The organism is Amycolatopsis sp. CB00013 (genome assembly GCF_001905755.1).
GTDB lineage: Bacteria > Actinomycetota > Actinomycetes > Mycobacteriales > Pseudonocardiaceae > Amycolatopsis > Amycolatopsis japonica.
Window position 1 is genome coordinate 1,033,146 of record NZ_LIWC01000003.1, and the last position, 17,295, is coordinate 1,050,440.

General features: G+C 70.0%; 13 protein-coding genes. 5 read left to right on the plus strand and 8 right to left on the minus strand.

Annotation, left to right across the window (positions count from 1 at the left end; translation table 11 throughout):
- Positions 1-71 precede the first annotated feature (71 nt).
- Genes AMK34_RS24450 through AMK34_RS24465 form a run of 4 tightly spaced genes read right to left on the minus strand, consistent with a single transcriptional unit; the run spans position 72 to position 5,545 of the window.
- On the minus strand, positions 72-1,478 hold the full coding sequence (locus AMK34_RS24450; protein ID WP_073846899.1) for an aminobutyraldehyde dehydrogenase: 1,407 nt from the start codon (positions 1,476-1,478) through the stop codon (positions 72-74).
- Positions 1,475-3,124, minus strand: coding sequence for a thiamine pyrophosphate-binding protein (locus AMK34_RS24455; RefSeq protein WP_073846900.1), 1,650 nt, complete (start codon positions 3,122-3,124; stop codon positions 1,475-1,477). The genes AMK34_RS24450 and AMK34_RS24455 overlap by 4 nt, the downstream gene beginning before the upstream one ends.
- Positions 3,121-4,074: an agmatinase gene (speB, locus tag AMK34_RS24460; RefSeq protein ID WP_073846901.1), complete on the minus strand. Its 954-nt coding sequence runs from the start codon at positions 4,072-4,074 to the stop codon at positions 3,121-3,123. Before speB ends, AMK34_RS24455 begins: the two co-directional genes overlap by 4 nt.
- 19 nt (positions 4,075-4,093) lie before the next feature.
- A complete protein-coding gene (locus AMK34_RS24465; protein WP_073846902.1) occupies positions 4,094-5,545 on the minus strand; it encodes a sodium:solute symporter in 1,452 nt (483 codons plus the stop codon).
- 111 nt (positions 5,546-5,656) lie between these two features.
- Between AMK34_RS24465 and AMK34_RS43260 the strand changes: the two genes are divergently transcribed.
- From AMK34_RS43260 to AMK34_RS24485, 4 genes are all read left to right on the plus strand, one after another.
- Positions 5,657-7,141 carry a PucR family transcriptional regulator ligand-binding domain-containing protein gene (locus tag AMK34_RS43260; RefSeq protein WP_198941730.1) on the plus strand — a complete coding sequence of 495 codons (1,485 nt, stop codon included), beginning with the start codon at positions 5,657-5,659 and terminating at the stop codon, positions 7,139-7,141.
- A gap of 478 nt (positions 7,142-7,619) precedes the next feature.
- Positions 7,620-8,297: a response regulator transcription factor gene (locus AMK34_RS24475; protein ID WP_007033550.1), complete on the plus strand. Its 678-nt coding sequence runs from the start codon at positions 7,620-7,622 to the stop codon at positions 8,295-8,297.
- Complete coding sequence (locus AMK34_RS24480) at positions 8,294-9,421, plus strand: sensor histidine kinase (protein ID WP_073846903.1); 1,128 nt, start codon at positions 8,294-8,296, stop codon at positions 9,419-9,421. Before AMK34_RS24475 ends, AMK34_RS24480 begins: the two co-directional genes overlap by 4 nt.
- A 26-nt stretch (positions 9,422-9,447) precedes the next feature.
- Positions 9,448-10,272 (plus strand): aldo/keto reductase, encoded by an 825-nt coding sequence (locus AMK34_RS24485; protein WP_073846904.1) that lies wholly within the window; start codon positions 9,448-9,450, stop codon positions 10,270-10,272.
- 16 nt (positions 10,273-10,288) lie between these two features.
- Here AMK34_RS24485 and AMK34_RS24490 read toward each other — a convergent pair whose 3' ends face one another.
- From AMK34_RS24490 to AMK34_RS24500, 3 genes are all read right to left on the minus strand, one after another.
- On the minus strand, positions 10,289-11,878 hold the full coding sequence (locus AMK34_RS24490) for a PHP domain-containing protein (protein ID WP_073846905.1): 1,590 nt from the start codon (positions 11,876-11,878) through the stop codon (positions 10,289-10,291).
- 223 nt (positions 11,879-12,101) lie between these two features.
- The gene (locus AMK34_RS24495) at positions 12,102-14,213 is read right to left on the minus strand and encodes a 3-hydroxyacyl-CoA dehydrogenase NAD-binding domain-containing protein (protein ID WP_073846906.1); all 2,112 of its coding nucleotides are present in this window, start codon (positions 14,211-14,213) and stop codon (positions 12,102-12,104) included.
- A 2-nt stretch (positions 14,214-14,215) separates the two neighbouring features.
- Positions 14,216-15,457 (minus strand): thiolase family protein, encoded by a 1,242-nt coding sequence (locus AMK34_RS24500; protein WP_073846907.1) that lies wholly within the window; start codon positions 15,455-15,457, stop codon positions 14,216-14,218.
- 185 nt (positions 15,458-15,642) lie between these two features.
- Here AMK34_RS24500 and bla point away from each other — a divergent pair, with 185 nt between their 5' ends.
- The gene (gene bla, locus AMK34_RS24505; protein ID WP_073846908.1) at positions 15,643-16,554 is read left to right on the plus strand and encodes a class A beta-lactamase; all 912 of its coding nucleotides are present in this window, start codon (positions 15,643-15,645) and stop codon (positions 16,552-16,554) included.
- Positions 16,555-16,567: 13 nt separating this feature from the next.
- On the opposite strand, the gene AMK34_RS24510 is transcribed toward bla, so the two are convergent.
- Positions 16,568-17,155 carry a D-alanyl-D-alanine carboxypeptidase family protein gene (locus tag AMK34_RS24510; protein ID WP_038515751.1) on the minus strand — a complete coding sequence of 196 codons (588 nt, stop codon included), beginning with the start codon at positions 17,153-17,155 and terminating at the stop codon, positions 16,568-16,570.
- Positions 17,156-17,295 lie beyond the last annotated feature (140 nt).

The following is a 17,295-nucleotide window of genomic DNA, read 5'->3' on the forward strand; positions in this document are numbered from 1 at the left end:
CAGCTATGCGTTTAGTCCTCTGAATGCGGTCCTTGCACACGCAAGTACCGCGTTCAGAGGACGAAACGCGATCAGGCGAAGCGGGTCATGACGTGCTTCACGCGGGTGTACTCGGCGAAGGAGTAGGACGAGAGGTCCTTCCCGTGGCCCGAGTGCCCGAAGCCGCCATGGGGCATTTCCGAGACCAGCGGCCCGTGGGTGTTGACCCAGACGCAGCCGAAGTCGAGTTCGCCCGAAACGCGGGTCGCGCGTGACAGGTCGTTGGTCCAGATCGACGACGCCAGCCCGTAGGGGACGCCGTTGGCCAGGCGTACCGCCTCGTCCTCGTCCACAAAGGACTGAACGGTGATCACCGGGCCGAAGATCTCCTCCTGAACGATCTCGTCGTCCTGCTTCAGGCCCGAGACCACGGTGGGGGAGAAGAAGAAACCGCGGTCGCCGGCGGGAGTGCCGCCGGTCTCCACGCGAGCGTGCGAGGGCAGCCGCTCGACGAGCCCGCGGACCCGCCCGAACTGCGCCTCGCTGTTGAGCGGGCCGAAGTCCTCGCCCGGGGTCTGCGCGGCGGCGGCCTTGGTCAGCTCCGCGACGAACTCGTCGTGGATCGCCGCGTCCACCAGCACCCGGCTGCCCGCCGTGCAGTCCTGCCCGGCGTTGTAGAACGCCGCGCCGACGATGCCCTCGGCCGCTTCGGCGAGGTTCACGTCGCCGAAGACCAGCAGCGGCGCGTTGCCGCCGAGTTCGAGGTGCGTGCGCTTGAGGTCGGCCGCCGCGACGGTGGCGACGTCGATCCCGGCGCGGGTCGACCCGGTGATCGACACCAGCTCGGTGATCGGGTGCTTCACCAGCGCGCGGCCGGTGTCGCGGTCGCCGCACAGCACGTTGAAAGCGCCCTGCGGCAGGAACTCCGCCGCGACCTTCGCCAGCAGCACGGCCGTCGACGGCGTGGTCTCCGCGGGTTTCAGCACGACGGTGTTGCCCGCCGCCAAGGCCGGGGCGATCTTCCAGACACCCATCATCAGCGGGTAGTTCCACGGCGCGATCTGCGCGCAGACGCCGACCGGCTCCCGGCGGATCGCCGACGTGTGCCCGGGCAGATACTCCCCGGACGCGGTGCCTTCGAGCTGCCGCGCCGCACCGGCGAAGAACCGCAGCGCGCTGACGCACTCCGGGATCTCCTCGTCCAGCACGACGGCGCGGATCTTGCCGGTCTCCCGGATTTCGAGCTCGGCGAACTCCTCCGCGCGGGATTCCAGCGCGTCGGCGATCTTCAGCAGCGCGAGCTGACGCTGGGCGGGCGTGCTCTTGCGCCACACCTTGAACGCCCGTTCGGCGGCGGCCAGCGCGGCGTCCACATCGGACTGTTCCGAAAGGACGCTGGTGCCGAAGACCTCACCGGTGGCGGGATTCACCAGGTCGAGCGTCCGCGAGCCCGACGCCGGTACCTCGGCGCCGTCGACGAAATTGAGGACCTGAGTCATTTCTTCTCCAGGTGGGTCGGCTCGAACATCTTGAGCAGGGCGGGCAGGACGACCACGGACGGGCCCGGTGTGGCCAGCGCGTCGGCGAGGTCCTTCCCGACGGTGTCCAAAGAGGACACGATCGCGCCGACGCCGAAGGACTTCGCCAGCGCGGCGAAATCGGGGCGGGCGAGTTCGGTGGCGGTGGACTGCCCGAACGCGCCGGTCAGGTACTCGCGCAGGATGCCGTAACCGCCGTCGTCGACGATGAGCCAGGTGACGTCCAGCCCGTGCTGGACCGCCGTGGCCAGTTCCGCGATGCCGTACATCGCGCCGCCGTCGCCGGAGACCGCGAGCGCCGGGCCGCCGGTCGCGGCGGCACCGCCGAGCGCGCCGGGCAGGCCGTAGCCGAGCCCGCCCGCGCCCTGCGCGGTGTGGATCGGCGCGCCCTCGGGATTCCACGCCGACCAGGCCCAGTAGGCCGCGATCGTCATGTCCCAGAACGTCTGGGTGCCTTCGGGGATCGCCGCGCGGATGTCGTCGATGAGCTTGCGCTCGGCTTCGAGGGACTGGCCGTCGAGGCGTTCACGCACCTTCGTCAGCAGTTCCGTCACCGCCTTTTCGGCGGCGCCGTCTGATTGCCGGAACGGAACCTGCTCCAGAAGTCCTTGCAGGGCTAGGCGGACGTCGGCGTGGATACCCAGCGCCGGGTAGTTCGACTCCAGCTTCCCGAGATCGGCCTCGACCTGGATCACCCGGCCGCGCGGGGCGAACTCACGGTAGTTGCTGGACAGCTCGCCGAGGCCGGAACCCAGCACCAGCAGCACATCCGCGGCGGACAGGAATTCGGTGCTGTGCCAGTCCTCCAGCCACGACTGCCCGGACAGCTCGTGGTCCCAGCCGAAGACGCCCTTGCCGCCGAACGTCGACAGCACCGGCGCGCGCAAAGCCTCCGCGAGCGCCTTCAGCTCCGCGTGCGCGCCCGAGCGCAGTGCGCCACCACCGGCGAGGATCACCGGATTCTCCGCCGCGCCAAGGAGTTTCGCCGCTTCGGTGACGAGCTCCGGCAACGGCGCGAGCGGAGCGGGCCGTGCGGCCACGGACGTGATCCGCGGCAGATCCGTCGGCGCCAGCAGGATGTCCTGCGGGATCTCGACCCACACCGGACCGTAGGGCGCGGTCGCCGCCGATTCCCACGCCTCGCGCAACGCCGTCGGGATCTGGCCGACGGTGCGCACCACGTGCACCGACTTCACGACATCGCGGAAACTGGCCTGCTGATCGGGCAGTTCGTGCAGATAGCCGTGCCGTCCGCCGCCGAGCCCGGCGACCGGGATCTGGCTGGAGATCCCGAGCACCGGGACCGACGCCGCCCGCGATTCCTGCAGTGAGGCCAAAGTCAGCAGCGCGCCGGGGCCGGTCGATACGATCATCGGCGTCACCGGGACCGGGCCTTCGGGATCCGCCGCGAGCCGGGCGCGGGCGTGCCCGTCGGCCGCGAACGCCAGGTTGTTCTCCACCCGCGAACTGATGACGCGCAGGTCGTCCGTGCGCCGCAACGCTTCGAACAGACCGAGCGCGTGCTGGCCCGGCAGGCCGAACACGGTGTCCGCGCCGAGCGCGTGGAGAGTTTCGACGACGATGTCGCCGCCGATGCGTTGTGTCATGCGCTCTTCCCCAAACTGAGCAGGCTCACCAGGTCGTAGGCGACGTGGGAAGCCGCGATGGCGGTGATCTCGGCATGATCGTAGGCCGGGGCCAGCTCCACCACATCGGCTCCGACGAGGTTGCAGTCCCGCAGCCCGCGTAGGATCTCCAGCAGTTCGCGGCTGGTCATACCGCCCGCTTCGGGGGTGCCGGTGCCGGGCGCGTGCGCCGGGTCGAGCACGTCGATGTCGACCGAGATGTAGAGCGGGCGGCCGCCGATGCGCTGGCGCAGCGCGTCGATGGTCTCGGCGACCCCGCGGCGCATGACGTCGCCGGAGGTGACGATGCCGAATCCGAGGCGGCGGTCCTCCTCCAGATCCCGCTTGCCGTACAGCGGGCCGCGCGTGCCGACGTGGGACAGCGCTTCGGTGTCGAGGATGCCTTCCTCGGACGCCCGCCGGAACGGGGTGCCGTGGGTGTATGGCTCGCCGAAGTAGGTGTCCCAGGTGTCGAGGTGCGCGTCGAAGTGCAGCAGCGCCACCGGTCCGTGCTTCTTCGCCGCCGCCCGCAGCAGCGGCAGCGCGATCGTGTGGTCGCCGCCGACGGTCACCAGCCGTGTCCCGTTCGCGGTGAGCGCCTCGGCCTCGCTCTGCAGCGTTTCGATCGCCTCGCCGATGTTGAACGGGTTGAGCGCGATGTCGCCGGCGTCGACCACCTGCGTTTCGGCGAACGGGGAAACGTCGAGTTCCGGGTGGTACGGGCGAAGGAGCCGGCTGGCCTCACGGAGCGCGGAGGGGCCGAAGCGCGCGCCGGGGCGGTAGGACACCCCGGCGTCGAACGGCACCCCGACGACGGCGACGTCGGCGCGCTCGACCTGATCGATCCGCGGAAGCCTCGCGAAGGTCGCGAAACCGGCGAACCGGGGCACCCTCGAAGAGTCGACGGGTCCGATCGGGTTCTGCTCAGGCACTGTGTCTCCTTCTGATGTTTCAGGACTGCGAAGCGGCGAGTTTCGCCTCTTCTTCTTCGGCGACCGCGCTGCCGTTCAGGCGGCGGGTCCACACGGTGAGGATTTCGTCGGAGGTACGCGGGGTCAGGAAGCTGACCAGCAGGTACACCGCGAGGCTGGAGCCGAGGCCCCAGTAGATCGGGCTGTTGGCCTCGACGCCGTCGACGAACATGAACGTGATGACCACGACGGTGCCGACCACCATCGACGCGAGCGCGCCCTGGCGGGTGCCGCGTTTCCAGGCCAGGCCGCCGATGATCGCGACCAGCAGACCGCCGACGAGGATGTCGTAGGCGATGGTCAGCGCGTTGACGACGTCGTCCACGATCATCGCGATGCCGATCGCGACGATGCCGAGAACCAGCGTCGTGACCCGGTTCCGTGTCACTTCGTTGACGGCCTTTTTGAGGCCCAGCTTGGAAAGCAGGTCCGAGGTGCTGACCGTGGAGCAGGCGATGAGCGCGCCGCTCGCGGTCGACATCATCGCCGAGAGCGCCGCCGCGAGCACCAGCCCGCGGATCCCGGCGGGCAGCTGCTGCTCGACGATGGTCGCGAACGCGTCCTGTGCGCTGGCGAGGTTCGGGTACAGCGTCTTGGCCGCGGTGCCGATCAGCGCGCCGGCGAGACCGTAGACGAGGCAGTAGACGCCGGAGATGACGCCGCCGCCGGTCGCGATACCCGGCGTCCGCGCGGTGAACACGCGCTGCCAGATGTCCTGGCCGATCAGCAGGCCGAAGCTGTAGATGAGGAAGTAGGTGAAGATCGTGTCGCCGCCGATGGCGGTCAGCTCGAAGTAGCTCTCGTCCAGCCGCGCGGCCATACCGTCGAAACCGCCCGCGGAGACGATCGAGACCGGCAGCAGGATCAGCAGGATGCCGATGGTCTTGATGACGAACTGGACGATGTCGGTCAGCGTGATCGACCACATGCCGCCGAGCACCGAGTAGAGCACCACGATCGAGCCGCCGATGGCGATACCCGCCCAGCTCGGCACGTTGAAGAGGACCTTGAAGATGGTGGCGAACGCCAGCGTCGAGGTGACGGTCAGCATCAGCGTGTAGCCCCACATGACCACGCCGGAGATGGTGCTGGTGGAGCCGCCGTAGCGCAGGTCGAGCATCTCGCCGACGGTGTAGACGCGGAGTTTCACCAGCCGCCGCGCGAACAGCGTGTGCAGGACCAGGATGCCGACGCCGATCGCGATCACGAGCCAGGCGCCGGAGATGCCGTAGGTGTAGCCGAGTTTCACCCCGCCGACGGTCGAAGCGCCGCCGAGGACGACCGCGGACATCGTGCCCGAGTACATGAACCAGCCGAGGCGGCGGCCCGCGACGAGGTAGTCGGATTTGGTCTTGGCGAGCCGCAGCCCGAACCAGCCGACCCCGATCATGCCCGCTATGTAGAGCGCGATCACCGCGTAGTCACCGGCCACGGTGTCCTCCTTGACTTGGGGCTGTTCGCTTCGTTCGGGTCACCGTAGGTTCGTTCGCGGCTTGAACGACATGGGATGATCCATCCGAAGTCATCGGAGATCGAGGATGAAATGACCCAAAGCCACGATCCGTTCGACTCGGATGTGAATGTCCCGTTACGCGCCGTGGTCGGCAACCCGGAACTCGCACTCGACCCGGTCGTGGAGACCCTGCGCCCGGGCGCGCTCGACGCCCCGGTGCGCTGGGCCCACGTCAGCGAGCTGCTGGATCCCGTGCCGTACCTGCTCGGGGCGGAGCTGCTGCTCACCGCCGGGGTGAACCTGCCGGTGGAACCGGCCGAGATCGATCGCTACGTCCGGCGGCTGGCCGGCAGCGGCGTCTCCGCGCTCGGGTTCGGGCTCACCCCCGGCGCCTACGAGACGCTGCCCCCGCCCCTGCTGACGGCGTGCGCCCGGCACGGTCTCCCGCTGCTGGTCGTCCAGCCGCGGACGCCGTTCCTCGCGATCAGCCGGGCGGTGTCGGTCGCGCTCGCCGAGGCGGGGCAGCGGGAACAGCGGCGGATCGCGGTCGCGCGCGAGGCGCTGACCAGGGCGGCGGGCGACGGGCTCGGGGAACTGGCGAGCGCGCTGGCCGGACGGCTGGGGGCGTGGGTGGCGCTGGTCGGCGTCGGCGACGTCCTGGCCGCAGACCACGGGGCTCCGTCACCACTGCCCGGCGAGGTCCGGGAACTGGTCGCCACGCTGCGGGCCGGCCGGGGGATCCGCAGCGCGACCACGGAACTGGCCGACGGCACGCACGTCGTCGCGCAGCCGGTGTACCCGCAGGCGACGGCGTCGCATCTGGTCGTGGTCGGCCGGGTCGAGCGGTTCGACGGCGCGGACCGCTCGATCCTGTCGGTCGGGGCGGCGCTGCTCGGGCTGGCGGGCCGCGCGGGTTCGGACGCGGCCGGGCTGGGCGCCACCGCGACAGGGCTGCTGCTGGGGGAGACCGAGGTGATCGGCGGGGACGAACGCCGTCTGGTCGCCGGGATCGCGTACCGCAAAGGGCCGAACGAGGTGGCCGTCCGCTACGACTGGCTGCGCGCCCGGCTCGACACCCCGCTCGTCCGGCTGCGGCCGGGGCCGCGCTTCGACGCGATCGTCCGCGAGGCGCCGGAGGCCGGTGACCTCGACCGGCTCCGCGCCGACGGCTGGCTCGCGGTGGTGGGTTCGCCCGTCCCGCCCGGACGGCTTCCCGAAGCGGCGGGTGAGATCGAGCTGCTGCTGACGCGGGCCGCCGCGCTGGGACGGCCGGTGGTGGCGGAAGGTCCCTCGGGACTGGACGCGCTGATCGACCCGGGCGCCGCGGCCGGGTTCGCCGCCCAGGTGCTGGCGCCGTTGCACGAACTCGACCGGAAGGGTGACCGTGAACTGGTCGCCACGCTGCGGACGTGGCTCGCGCATCACGGCGGCTGGGACCGCACGGCCGCCGAACTCGGCGTGCACCGCAACAGCGTCCGGCACCGGATCGGGCAGATCGAACGGGCGCTGGAGGTGGATCTGGCGGATCCGGAGACCCGGATGCGGCTGTGGTTCGCCCTGCGCTGGTCCTCGTGAGTGGTAGCGGCGGCTAGGGCGAAGGGCGTCCTGAGTACCTACTGGCGGTCTTGCGTGACTGGATGGACGGCACGTGTGATCAGACGGACGACACGCGTGTCTGGGCGGACGACTCACGGCGAAAGCATCGCCACGAGCGTGTCGTCCATCTGATCACACGTGCCGTCCGGCCGATCACGCGAAGCCACCGATTGGTTCCGCGGCTGCCGGCGCGACGATGGAGGATTTGGGACACTCAACGTCCCCTATCCTCCGTTGATCAAGGTCGCGCCAGGCGCGACCGGTGGCAGACGAGGTGACGGGGGAAGATTCCGGACGTTCAACGGCCGGAATCCTCCCCCGTCGACCGCCAGCCACAGTCCGTGAAGGGGGCCATCACGGACCGGGCCCGGGACCAGTGGCCAGGAGCCAGTAGGTGCCGAAAAGGACTCACGAGTCCAATCAGGTCACTCTCAGGTAAATGTGGCAACGTAGGGTCGTGCGAATTCTGGTAGTCGAAGACGAAGAACCCCTCGCCGACGCGATCGCACGCGGCCTGCGGCGCGAGGGCATGGCGGTGGACATCGCGCTCACCGGTGACGACGGGCACGAGAAGGCCGCCGTCACCCGGTACGACGTCGTGCTGCTCGACCGCGACCTGCCCGGTATGTCCGGTGACGACCTGTGCCGCGAGATCGTCGCGTCCGGCGAGCTGACCCGCGTCCTGATGCTCACCGCGAGCAGTTCCGTTTCGGACCGCGTCGACGGCCTTTCCCTCGGCGCCGACGATTATCTCGCCAAACCGTTCGCCTTCCCCGAACTCGTCGCACGCGTGCGGGCGCTGGGCCGCCGCGCGACCCCGGCCGCGCCGCCGCTGCTGACTTCGGGCGACGTCGAACTGGACCCGGCGAGGCGGACCGTCCGCCGCGCGAGCGGTCCGGTCGAGCTGACCCGCAAGGAGTTCGGCGTGCTGGAGGTGCTGCTGTCGGCTGCCGGTTCGGTGGTCAGCAGCGAAGAACTGCTCGAACGCGTGTGGGACGAGAACGCCGACCCGTTCACCACCACCGTCCGGGTCACCGTGATGACCCTGCGGAAGAAACTCGGCGAGCCGGGCATCATCGAAACCGTCGTCGGCTCCGGCTACCGGGTGCCGGAGCAGGGGACCGCACGCGGGTGAACCTGTCCGGTGCCCGCAGCCTGCGCGCGCGGGTCACGTTGCTCGCGACCGGGCTGGTGGCACTGGTCAGCGTCCTGCTGCTCTGGCTGACCTGGAATCTGGTCGGCGACGCGGTTTCCGCCGTGCCGCAGCTTCCGCCCGGCACCACGGTGCGCGTCGACGGCGTCGAGGTCGACGCGTCCGCCGTCACCGAGCATCTGCGGGTCTACGCCAGGAACCGGGTGCTGCTGTTCGGCGCGGTCGCGTTCTGTTTCGTCGTGCTGGCGGCGGGGATCCTCGCGTGGACGTTCACCGCGCGGGTCCTGCGGCCGCTGCGCGAGATCAGCGGTACCGCGCGCCGTCTCTCGATCGAGTCGATGGGGGAGCGGATCGGCGAGGTCCACACGAAGGACGAACTCGCGGAACTGGCCGAGACCTTCGACGACATGCTCGACCGGTTGCAGGCCGCGTTCGACGCGCAGCGGCATTTCGTCGCGAACGCCAGCCACGAACTGCGGACGCCGCTCGCCGTCATCCGCACCGAACTCGACGTCACCCTGGCCGATGAGCAAGCGGACGAAGCCGAATTACGCCGGATGGCGGGTGTCGTCCGTGACGCGACGGAGCGGGCCGAGCGGCTCGTCGGTTCGCTGCTGCTGCTCGCCCGTACGGACGGCGCGGGACTGGTGGCCAGGGAACCGGTCGACCTCGCGGTGATCGTCGCGAGCGCCTGGCGCGCGGTGCGCGCCGAAGCCGAGAAGCGCGGCATCCGCACCGAATTCGCGACCCAGGGCGCGGCGACGTTCGGCGATCCCGCGCTGCTGGAACGGATCGCGGGCAACCTGCTGGAGAACGCCGTGCGGCACAACGTCGACGGCGGCTGGCTGGACGTCGTCACGCAGGCCGGTCCACAGTGGTCGGTGCTGCGGGTGCGGTCTTCGGGCGGGCTGCTCGATCCGGCCGCGGTCCCCGAACTGTTCGAGCCGTTCCGCCGCGCCGGCGTCGCCAGGACGGCCCGCACCGGTGCCGGCCTGGGGCTCTCGATCGTGCGGGCCGCGGTGCAGGCGCACGGCGGCACGGTGTCCGCGGAACCCGTTGTGGGTGGCGGTCTTTCGGTGACCGTCCACCTGCCCGCTCTGCCCTGACCCCCGGCGGGGGTTACGGTTCGAGCATGGTTCCCAGTATTCGGCTGAACAACGGAACATCCCTCCCGCAACTCGGGTTCGGGGTGTACAAGATCGGCGACGACGAGGTCACCGGCGCGATCCGCACCGCCATCGAGGCGGGGTACCGCGCCATCGACACGGCGACCCTGTACGCCAACGAACGCGGCGTCGGCGAGGCCGTCCGCACCAGCGGGCTGCCACGCGAGGAACTGTTCGTCACCACGAAACTGTGGAACACCGAACACGGCTACGACTCGGCGTTGCGCGCCTTCGACACGAGCCTGAGCGAACTGGGGCTCGACTACGTCGACCTGTACCTGATCCACTGGCCGCTGCCCGCGCAGGACAAGTACGTGGAAACGTGGCGGGCGCTGGAAAAGATCGCCTCCGACGGCCGGGCGAAGGCGATCGGCGTCTCGAACTTCCAGATCCCGCATCTGGAACGGCTGATCGAGGAGACCGGGACCGTTCCCGCGGTGAACCAGATCGAATGCCACCCGTGGCTGCAGCAGCCGTTGCTGCGGGACTTCCACGAGAAGCACGAGATCGTCACCGAGGCGTGGGGCCCGCTGGCGCGCGGCGGAGACCTGCTCGCCGACGAGAAGATCACCACGATCGCGGAGAAACACGGCAAGACACCGGCCCAGGTCGTGCTGCGCTGGCATGTCGAGATGGACCATCTGGTGATCCCGAAATCCGTCACACCGGACCGGATCAAGGCGAACATCGACGTCTTCGACTTCGCGCTCGACGCGCACGACACCGCCGCGATCGCGACGCTGGAGCAGGGGAAGCGGCTGGGGCCGGACCCGGACAAACTGGGCGCCTAGACCCGGCCCCGGTCGCCTACCGCACGTCCACGAAGATCGGGTTCCCGTACAGCCACAGGTCTTCGAACGGGTTCGACTGCCCGATCACGTCGGCGCTCGGCTCGATCCCGCCGGGCACGTGCTTCTTGCCGTCCGTTCCGCGTGTCCGCACGAAGAACGGCTCACGCACGTCGCGGAACGTGTGCCGGAAGGTGACCCGCCGCCCTGGCGCCCACCGCGGCTCGAACGACCGCACAACCCGGGTACCCGGGGCGGTCTGCGTGTCGCGGTCGGCGGCCGGGCCGGTCACCGGTCCCGAAACGAGGTCGAGCCGTGCGAGCCGCGGGATCGCGCCGCCGCCGTTCGGCCTGGCCGCCAGCTTCGCCGAGACGACCACCGTGACGTCGGATCCGCGCCGGACCCGCAGCCTGCCGCCCATCGTCGCCGAGCTCCAGCCGCTGTACGCACCGAATTCGAGTTCCTGCGCGAGCCCGCCGTGCGCCACCCAGACGCGGCCCGCGCGCAGACCTTCCAGCACCCCTTCGTGGCTTCGGCGGGTCACGCCGACCATCGTCCGGCTGAACTCGGCGGGAGCGAAGTCCGCGTACGGCGGCAGGGTCTGCGGGACGCCGGTGTCGATCGGGTCCGGGTAGCCGCCGTGCTCGTCGTAGTAGCCGTCGGGGACGCTGGGCCGGACGTGGGTGTCGCCGCGGTTGTAGTGCGAGTCGGAGTTGCTGGTGATCCACCACGGCTTTCCTTCGGCCAGCAGCGAATCCCAGAGCCCGCCGACGGTCGCGGTGCTCCAGTCGAAGCCGCCGTAGGTGCGGTAGGCCGACGCAGGGAAGCCCGGCCACGAGTTCGAGCCGGGCGAGTTGCCGTACCCGCCACGCGCGCCCCCGCCGCTTCCGAGCGGTTCGGGGAAACCGTCGGCCTGCGCTCCCGGCGCGCCTTCCATGCCGATGACGATGCCGGGCGCGGCGTCGCGCAGCGCACGGATCTCGCGCGGGGCGATCCGGCCGTTGCGCAGCGGATGGTTGATCACCACCACCGGCGCGTGGATCCGACGTGCCCGCTCTTCGGCCGCGAGCCAGCGGATCGCCTTGACGGCCAGCGCCTCGTTGTCCGGCGTGCCCGGTTCGGTCCCGGTCAGCCGCCAGTCGAAGGCGCGCTCGAACTCGCGCAGTTTCGCGGCCTGGGCCGCGCCCGCCTGGAAGAACAGCGTCGCGTGCTCGGCGCCCGGCACGTTCCACTCCATGCCCTGCCACAGCAGGAGATCGGGATGTTCGCGCTGCGCCGCCCGGATCGCGGCGTTCGTCCGCTCGACCGACGACTTCTCGTGCGCGGCGTGGCCGTGATCGGTGATCACCGCCCAGTCCGCCCCGTGACGGCGCGCGTCGGTGGCGATTCCGTCCACTGTGTACATCGCGTCGTAGGAGTACTGCGTGTGGATGTGGTGATCGCCCGCCAGCCACCGATAGCGGTCCCGGCCGAAGAGCAGGTCGAGATCCAGATCGAGGGCGTCCGCCGGTGCCGCGGCGGCGAGTGGCGCGCCGGCGGCCGCCGCGGACACGAGGCCCGCGCGTTTGAGGAATCCGCGGCGGTCGACGCCGGGTTTTTCGCTGTTCACCGGCCGGACGCTAAAGAGCCTCGTTGAACGGACGATGTCCGGACGGCCAACGCACGGCGTTCTGTGATGCCCGTCTCCCCGGGGGATGGCCGGGGAGACGAACGTTCCCGTACGAACCCCAGGCTTTCACGAAAACGTAGCCGTTCGCCATCGAATCCACGAAAAACGTGAAAGGCCACCGCCTGCGATCGAGGGATCGCCGACGGTGGCCTTTCGTCGCGGCTCAGGAGAGCGGCACGCTCGCCACACCCGGCGCCAGGAACGGCTTGCCGTTGACCTTCTCGGACACGCCGGCCCGGTCGAGGTACGGCGTGATGCCGCCCAGCCAGAACGGCCAGCCCGCGCCGAGGATCAGGCACAGGTCGATGTCCTGCGCCTCCGCGACCACGCCCTCGTCGAGCATGATCCGGATCTCCTCGGCGATCGCGGCCAGCGCGCGGTCACGCACCTGCTCGGACGTCGACGGCGAGTCGCCCTGCTGCCAGAGCTCGGCCACCTCGGGATCGACGGTGGCGTTGCCGTGAGCGTCCCACTGCCAGACGCCCTTCTTGCCCGCCTTGACGAAGCGGTCGAGGTTCTCGCTGACGGTGAACCGGTCCGGGAACGCCCCGTGCAGGGTCTCCCCGACGTGCAGGGCGATCGCCGGGCCGACCAGCTGCATCAGCGTCAGCGGCGTCATCGGCAGGCCCAGCGGCTCCAGCGCCTTGTCGGCGACGTCGAACGGCGTGCCCTCGTCGACGGTCACCAGCACCTCGCCGAGGAACCGCAGCAGCAGCCGGTTGACCACGAACGCGGACGCGTCCTTGACCAGCACGCTCGACTTCTTGAGCTGCTTGCCGAGCGCGAACGCCGTCGCCAGCGCGGCGTCGTCGGTCTTCTCCGCGCGGACGATCTCCAGCAGCGGCATCACCGCGACCGGGTTGAAGAAGTGGAACCCGACCACGCGCTCGGGATGCTTCAGCTGCGACGCCATCGCGGTGATCGACAGCGACGAGGTGTTCGTCGCCAGGATCGCCTCGGGCGAGACGTACTGCTCCAGGTCGGCGAAGACCTTCTGCTTGACGCCCAGCTCCTCGAACACCGCCTCGATCACGAAGTCGGCGTCGGCGAACGCCGACTTGTCGAGCGAGCCGGTGACGAGCGCCTTCAGCCGGTTCGCGCCGTCCGGCGAGACCCGCTTCTTGGCCAGCAGCTTGTCGATCTCACCGTGCACATAGGACACACCCTTGTCGACGCGTTCCTGGTCGACGTCGGTGAGCACCACCGGCACCTTGAGGCGGCGGACGAACAGGAGCGCCATCTGGCTGGCCATCAGGCCCGCGCCGACGATGCCGACCTTGTTCACCTTGCGTGCCAGCGACTTGTCCGGCGCGCCCGCCGGCCGCTTGGCCCGCTTGTTGACCAGGTTGAACGAGTACAGCCCGGCGCGCAGGGTGTCGTCCATGAGCAGTTCGGCGAGCCCGTCGGTCTCGGCCGCGTAGCCGCGGTCCAGATCGTTCTCGCGGGCCAGCTCCAGCAGCTCGACGGCCTTGGTCGCGCCGGGGGAGGCGCCCTTCGTGCGACCGTCCACAATGGCCTTGGCGCGGGCGATCGCGGCGTCCCAGCCCGCGCCGCGGTCGATCTCGCGGCGGGCGGGGGTGATCTCGCCGTTGACGACCTTCGCCAGCCACAGCAGGGACTGCTCGAGGTAGTCGGCCGAACCGAAGACCTCGTCGACGATGCCGAGCTCCGCCGCCTGCGCGACCTTCAGCATCTTGTTCTGGGCCAGCGCGTTCTCGATGATCACGGTGACCGCGGCGTCCGGCCCGATGAGGTTCGGCAGCAGCTGCGTGCCGCCCCAGCCCGGGAACAGGCCGAGGAAGACCTCGGGGAACGCGATCGCGGCGGTGTTCTCCGAAAGCGTGCGGTAGTGGCAGGAGAGCGCGAGTTCGAGCCCGCCGCCCATCACCGCGCCGTTGATGAACCCGAAGGTCGGGATCTCGGTCTCGGTGAGGCGACGGAACACGTCGTGCCCGGTCTGCGCGATCTCCCGCGCCAGTGCCGGATCCGCGACCGCTTCGACGCCGGAAAGGTCGGCGCCGACGGCGAAGATGAACGGCTTGCCGGTGACCGCGATCGCTGCTGGTTCCGCGGCGAAGGCGGCGTCGATCGCGGCGTTGAGACTCACCAGGCCCTGCGGGCCGAAGGTGTTCGGCCGGGTGTGGTCGTGGCCGTTGTCGAGGGTGATCAGCGCGACGGGCTTGTCGAGCCCGGGCACCTTCACCAGGCGGGTGACCGCGTTGGTGACGACCTCGTCGGGGAAGGCGGCTTTCGCCTGCTCAGCGGTGAAAGTCATGGTTACTTCGCCCCCTTGGAGTCGCTGTAGGCCGGGTTCTCCCAGATCACAGTGCCGCCCATGCCGATGCCGATGCACATGGTGGTCAGGCCGTAGCGCACGTCGGGACGCTCGGCGAACTGACGCGAAAGCTGCGTCATCAGCCGCACCCCGGAGGACGCGAGCGGGTGACCGCAGGCGATCGCGCCACCCCACTGGTTGACGCGGGGGTCGTCGTCGGCGATGCCGAAGTGGTCGAGGAACGCGAGCACCTGGACCGCGAACGCCTCGTTGATCTCGAACAGGCCGATGTCGTCGATCGACAGGCCGGTGCGCGCGAACAGCTTCTCGGTGGCGGGCACCGGGCCGATGCCCATGACCTCCGGCTCGACGCCGGCGAAGGAGTAGCCCACCAGGCGCATGCCGATCGGCAGGCCGAGTTCGCGGGCGGTGTCCTCGTCGGCGAGCAGTGCCGCGGTGGCGCCGTCGTTGAGCCCGGCCGCGTTGCCCGCGGTGATCCGGCCGTGCGGGCGGAACGGTGTCTTCAGCCCGGCGAGCTGCTCGACGGTGGTGCCGGGGCGCGGCGGCTCGTCCTCGGTCGCGAGACCCCAGCCGAGTTCCTTGGACCGGGTGGCGACCGGGACCAGCTCGGGCCCGATCTTGCCGGTCTTCACGGCCTCGGCGTACTTCTCCTGGCTACGGGCGGCGAAGGCGTCGGTGCGCTGTTTGGTGATCGCCGGGAACCGGTCGTGCAGGTTCTCCGCGGTCTGGCCCATCACGAGCGCCGTCGGGTCGACGAGTTTGTCGGCGATGATGCGCGGGTTCGGGTCCACGCCCTCGCCCATCGGGTGGCGGCCCATGTGCTCGACGCCGCCGGCGATGGCGATGTCGTAGGCACCGAAGCCGATCCCGCTCGCGGTGGTGGTGACGGCGGTCATCGCGCCCGCGCACATCCGGTCCAGCGCGAAACCGGGCACGGACTTCGGCAGGCCCGCCAGCAGCGCGGCGGTGCGGCCGATGGTCAGGCCCTGGTCGCCGATCTGGGTGGTGGCGGCGATCGCCACCTCGTCGACGCGCTCGGGCGGCAGCTCGGGGTGCCGCCGCAGCAGTTCACGGATGGCGTTGACGACGAGATCGTCGGCGCGGGTGCCGGCGTACATACCCTTTTCGCCTGCCTTGCCGAAGGGCGTCCGCACCCCTTCGACGAAGGCGACATTGCGTACCGACCGCGCGTTCGGCGCGAGCGGTGTTGCTCCTGCGGCCACGAATGCTCCTGAAGTAGAGGTTGTCCTGACCGCACCCTAGCCCCGGTTACCGGTCGGTAACCAGGATGGTGGCCCGGTCGAGTGGGGGAAGGCACACTCCCGGGGTCACCCGCCTCGGCCGCTTGGCCGATCCGGGGGCGGTGGGGAAATTGCTATGTTCGAAGTGATCAGGGGGAGGGATCACGATGAACTCGCCGGGGCCGGCCGTCACCCGTCGTGCGCTACTGGGGATGGCGGTCCTCGCGTCACTGGCCGCCTGCACGCGGGCGAACCCGCCCGCGCCGTCGCCTCCGCCACCCCCGCCGTCCACCACCCGCCAGTTCCACGACCGGTTGATGGAGCTGGAGAACAAGTTCGACGCCAGGCTCGGCGTGTACGCGCTCGACACAGGAGGCGGCGGCACCGTCGAGCACCGCGCCGACGAACGGTTCGCGTTCTGCTCGACGTTCAAGGGTGTCGCGGCGGCCGCGGTCCTGCAGCGCAACCCGTTGTCGCATCTGGAAACCCGGGTCAGTTACTCGCGGGACGACCTGATGAAGCACGCCCCGGTCACCGAGCGGCACGTGGCCACGGGAATGACGATCCGCCAGCTGTGCGACGCCGCCGTCCGGTTCAGCGACGGCACCGCGGGCAATCTGCTGCTGCGGGATCTCGGCGGCCCCGCCGCACTGACGGCGTTCACACGCGGTCTCGGCGACACGGTCACGCGGATGGACCGGGTCGAGCCGGCCATCACCGAGGCCACCCCGGGCGACCTTCGCGACACCACCACGCCGCGGGCGTTCGCGGCCGACTACCGGGAGATCGTGCTGGGGGACACGCTGACGGCCGAGAAACGCGACTTCCTGCGCGACCTGCTCCAGCGCACCGTCACCGGCGCCGGACGGATCCGCGCGGGCCTCCCGTCCGGCTGGACCATCGCGGGTAAGACCGGAACGGGCGAGTACGGCACGCTGAACGACATCGCCGTCCTGTGGCCGCCGGGTAAGGCACCGATCGTCCTGGCGATCATGTCGAGCAAGTCGGCGAAGGACGCTCCCTACGACGAAGCGCTACTCGCGGAGGCCGCGAAGTACGTCGTCGAAAAGCTGGCGTAGGCCGAGTTCCGGGTCAGTTGCCGGTGGCGCTGGGGAGCAGGGCGGGGCAGCCGGCGGTCTTGTAGGCCGGGTCGTACTCGAAGTGCCACTTTTCGTTGTCGTAGCGGCGGCACCAGCCGAGCGGGCCGCCGTGCTTGTCCACCCAGGAGGCCGAGTTCAGCGGCTGGATGTCGACGGCGATTCCCTTGACGTGCATGGACGTCTCGGGCTGCAGCGCCCACTTCTTGGCCTGTTCCACGGAGCCGAACCGCTCGACGGCCTTGTCGAATTCGCGCTGTTGCTGGCCCCGGCTGCGTTTTCCGTCGTTCACGCAGAGGGTGATGTTCTGGGCTTTGGCCTTGGCGCGCATGGCGTTCCAGGCTTCGATCACGTCCGGGCGCATGCCGAAGGTGTCTTCGTCGACGTAACGCTTGTCGACGGCGCAGGTCGGCCCGCTCTCGGGACCGGGGACCTCTTCCAGGACCGCGAGCGCCTGTCCGTTCACCGGTTTGACGGCCAGACCGGTGGCGCCGAGCGTCACCATCGCGGCCACGACGAGGCCCAGCGCCGCGAACACGCTGATCACGGTCCTGCGGCTGGAGGTGGATGTGGTCGGCACCACTCCGAAGCTACCCAGCCTCCGGCCGGCCGCCACGATTTGTGAGCTTCTTCCCAGAACGTCCGGTGAAGCCAACCAAATCGGAAAACGCCTGGTCCGGGTGGTCGTGAGTGGCGATTCGGGTTAGAACCCGAATCGCCACT

Coding starts and splice junctions, on each gene's coding strand:
- AMK34_RS24450 (WP_073846899.1), bottom strand. CDS start 1,478: ATGACTCAGGTCCTCAATTTCGTCGACGGCGCCGAGGTACCGGCGTCG.
- bla (WP_073846908.1), top strand. CDS start 15,643: ATGAACTCGCCGGGGCCGGCCGTCACCCGTCGTGCGCTACTGGGGATG.
- AMK34_RS24495 (WP_073846906.1), bottom strand. CDS start 14,213: ATGACTTTCACCGCTGAGCAGGCGAAAGCCGCCTTCCCCGACGAGGTC.
- AMK34_RS43260 (WP_198941730.1), top strand. CDS start 5,657: ATGACCCAAAGCCACGATCCGTTCGACTCGGATGTGAATGTCCCGTTA.
- AMK34_RS24455 (WP_073846900.1), bottom strand. CDS start 3,124: ATGACACAACGCATCGGCGGCGACATCGTCGTCGAAACTCTCCACGCG.
- AMK34_RS24485 (WP_073846904.1), top strand. CDS start 9,448: ATGGTTCCCAGTATTCGGCTGAACAACGGAACATCCCTCCCGCAACTC.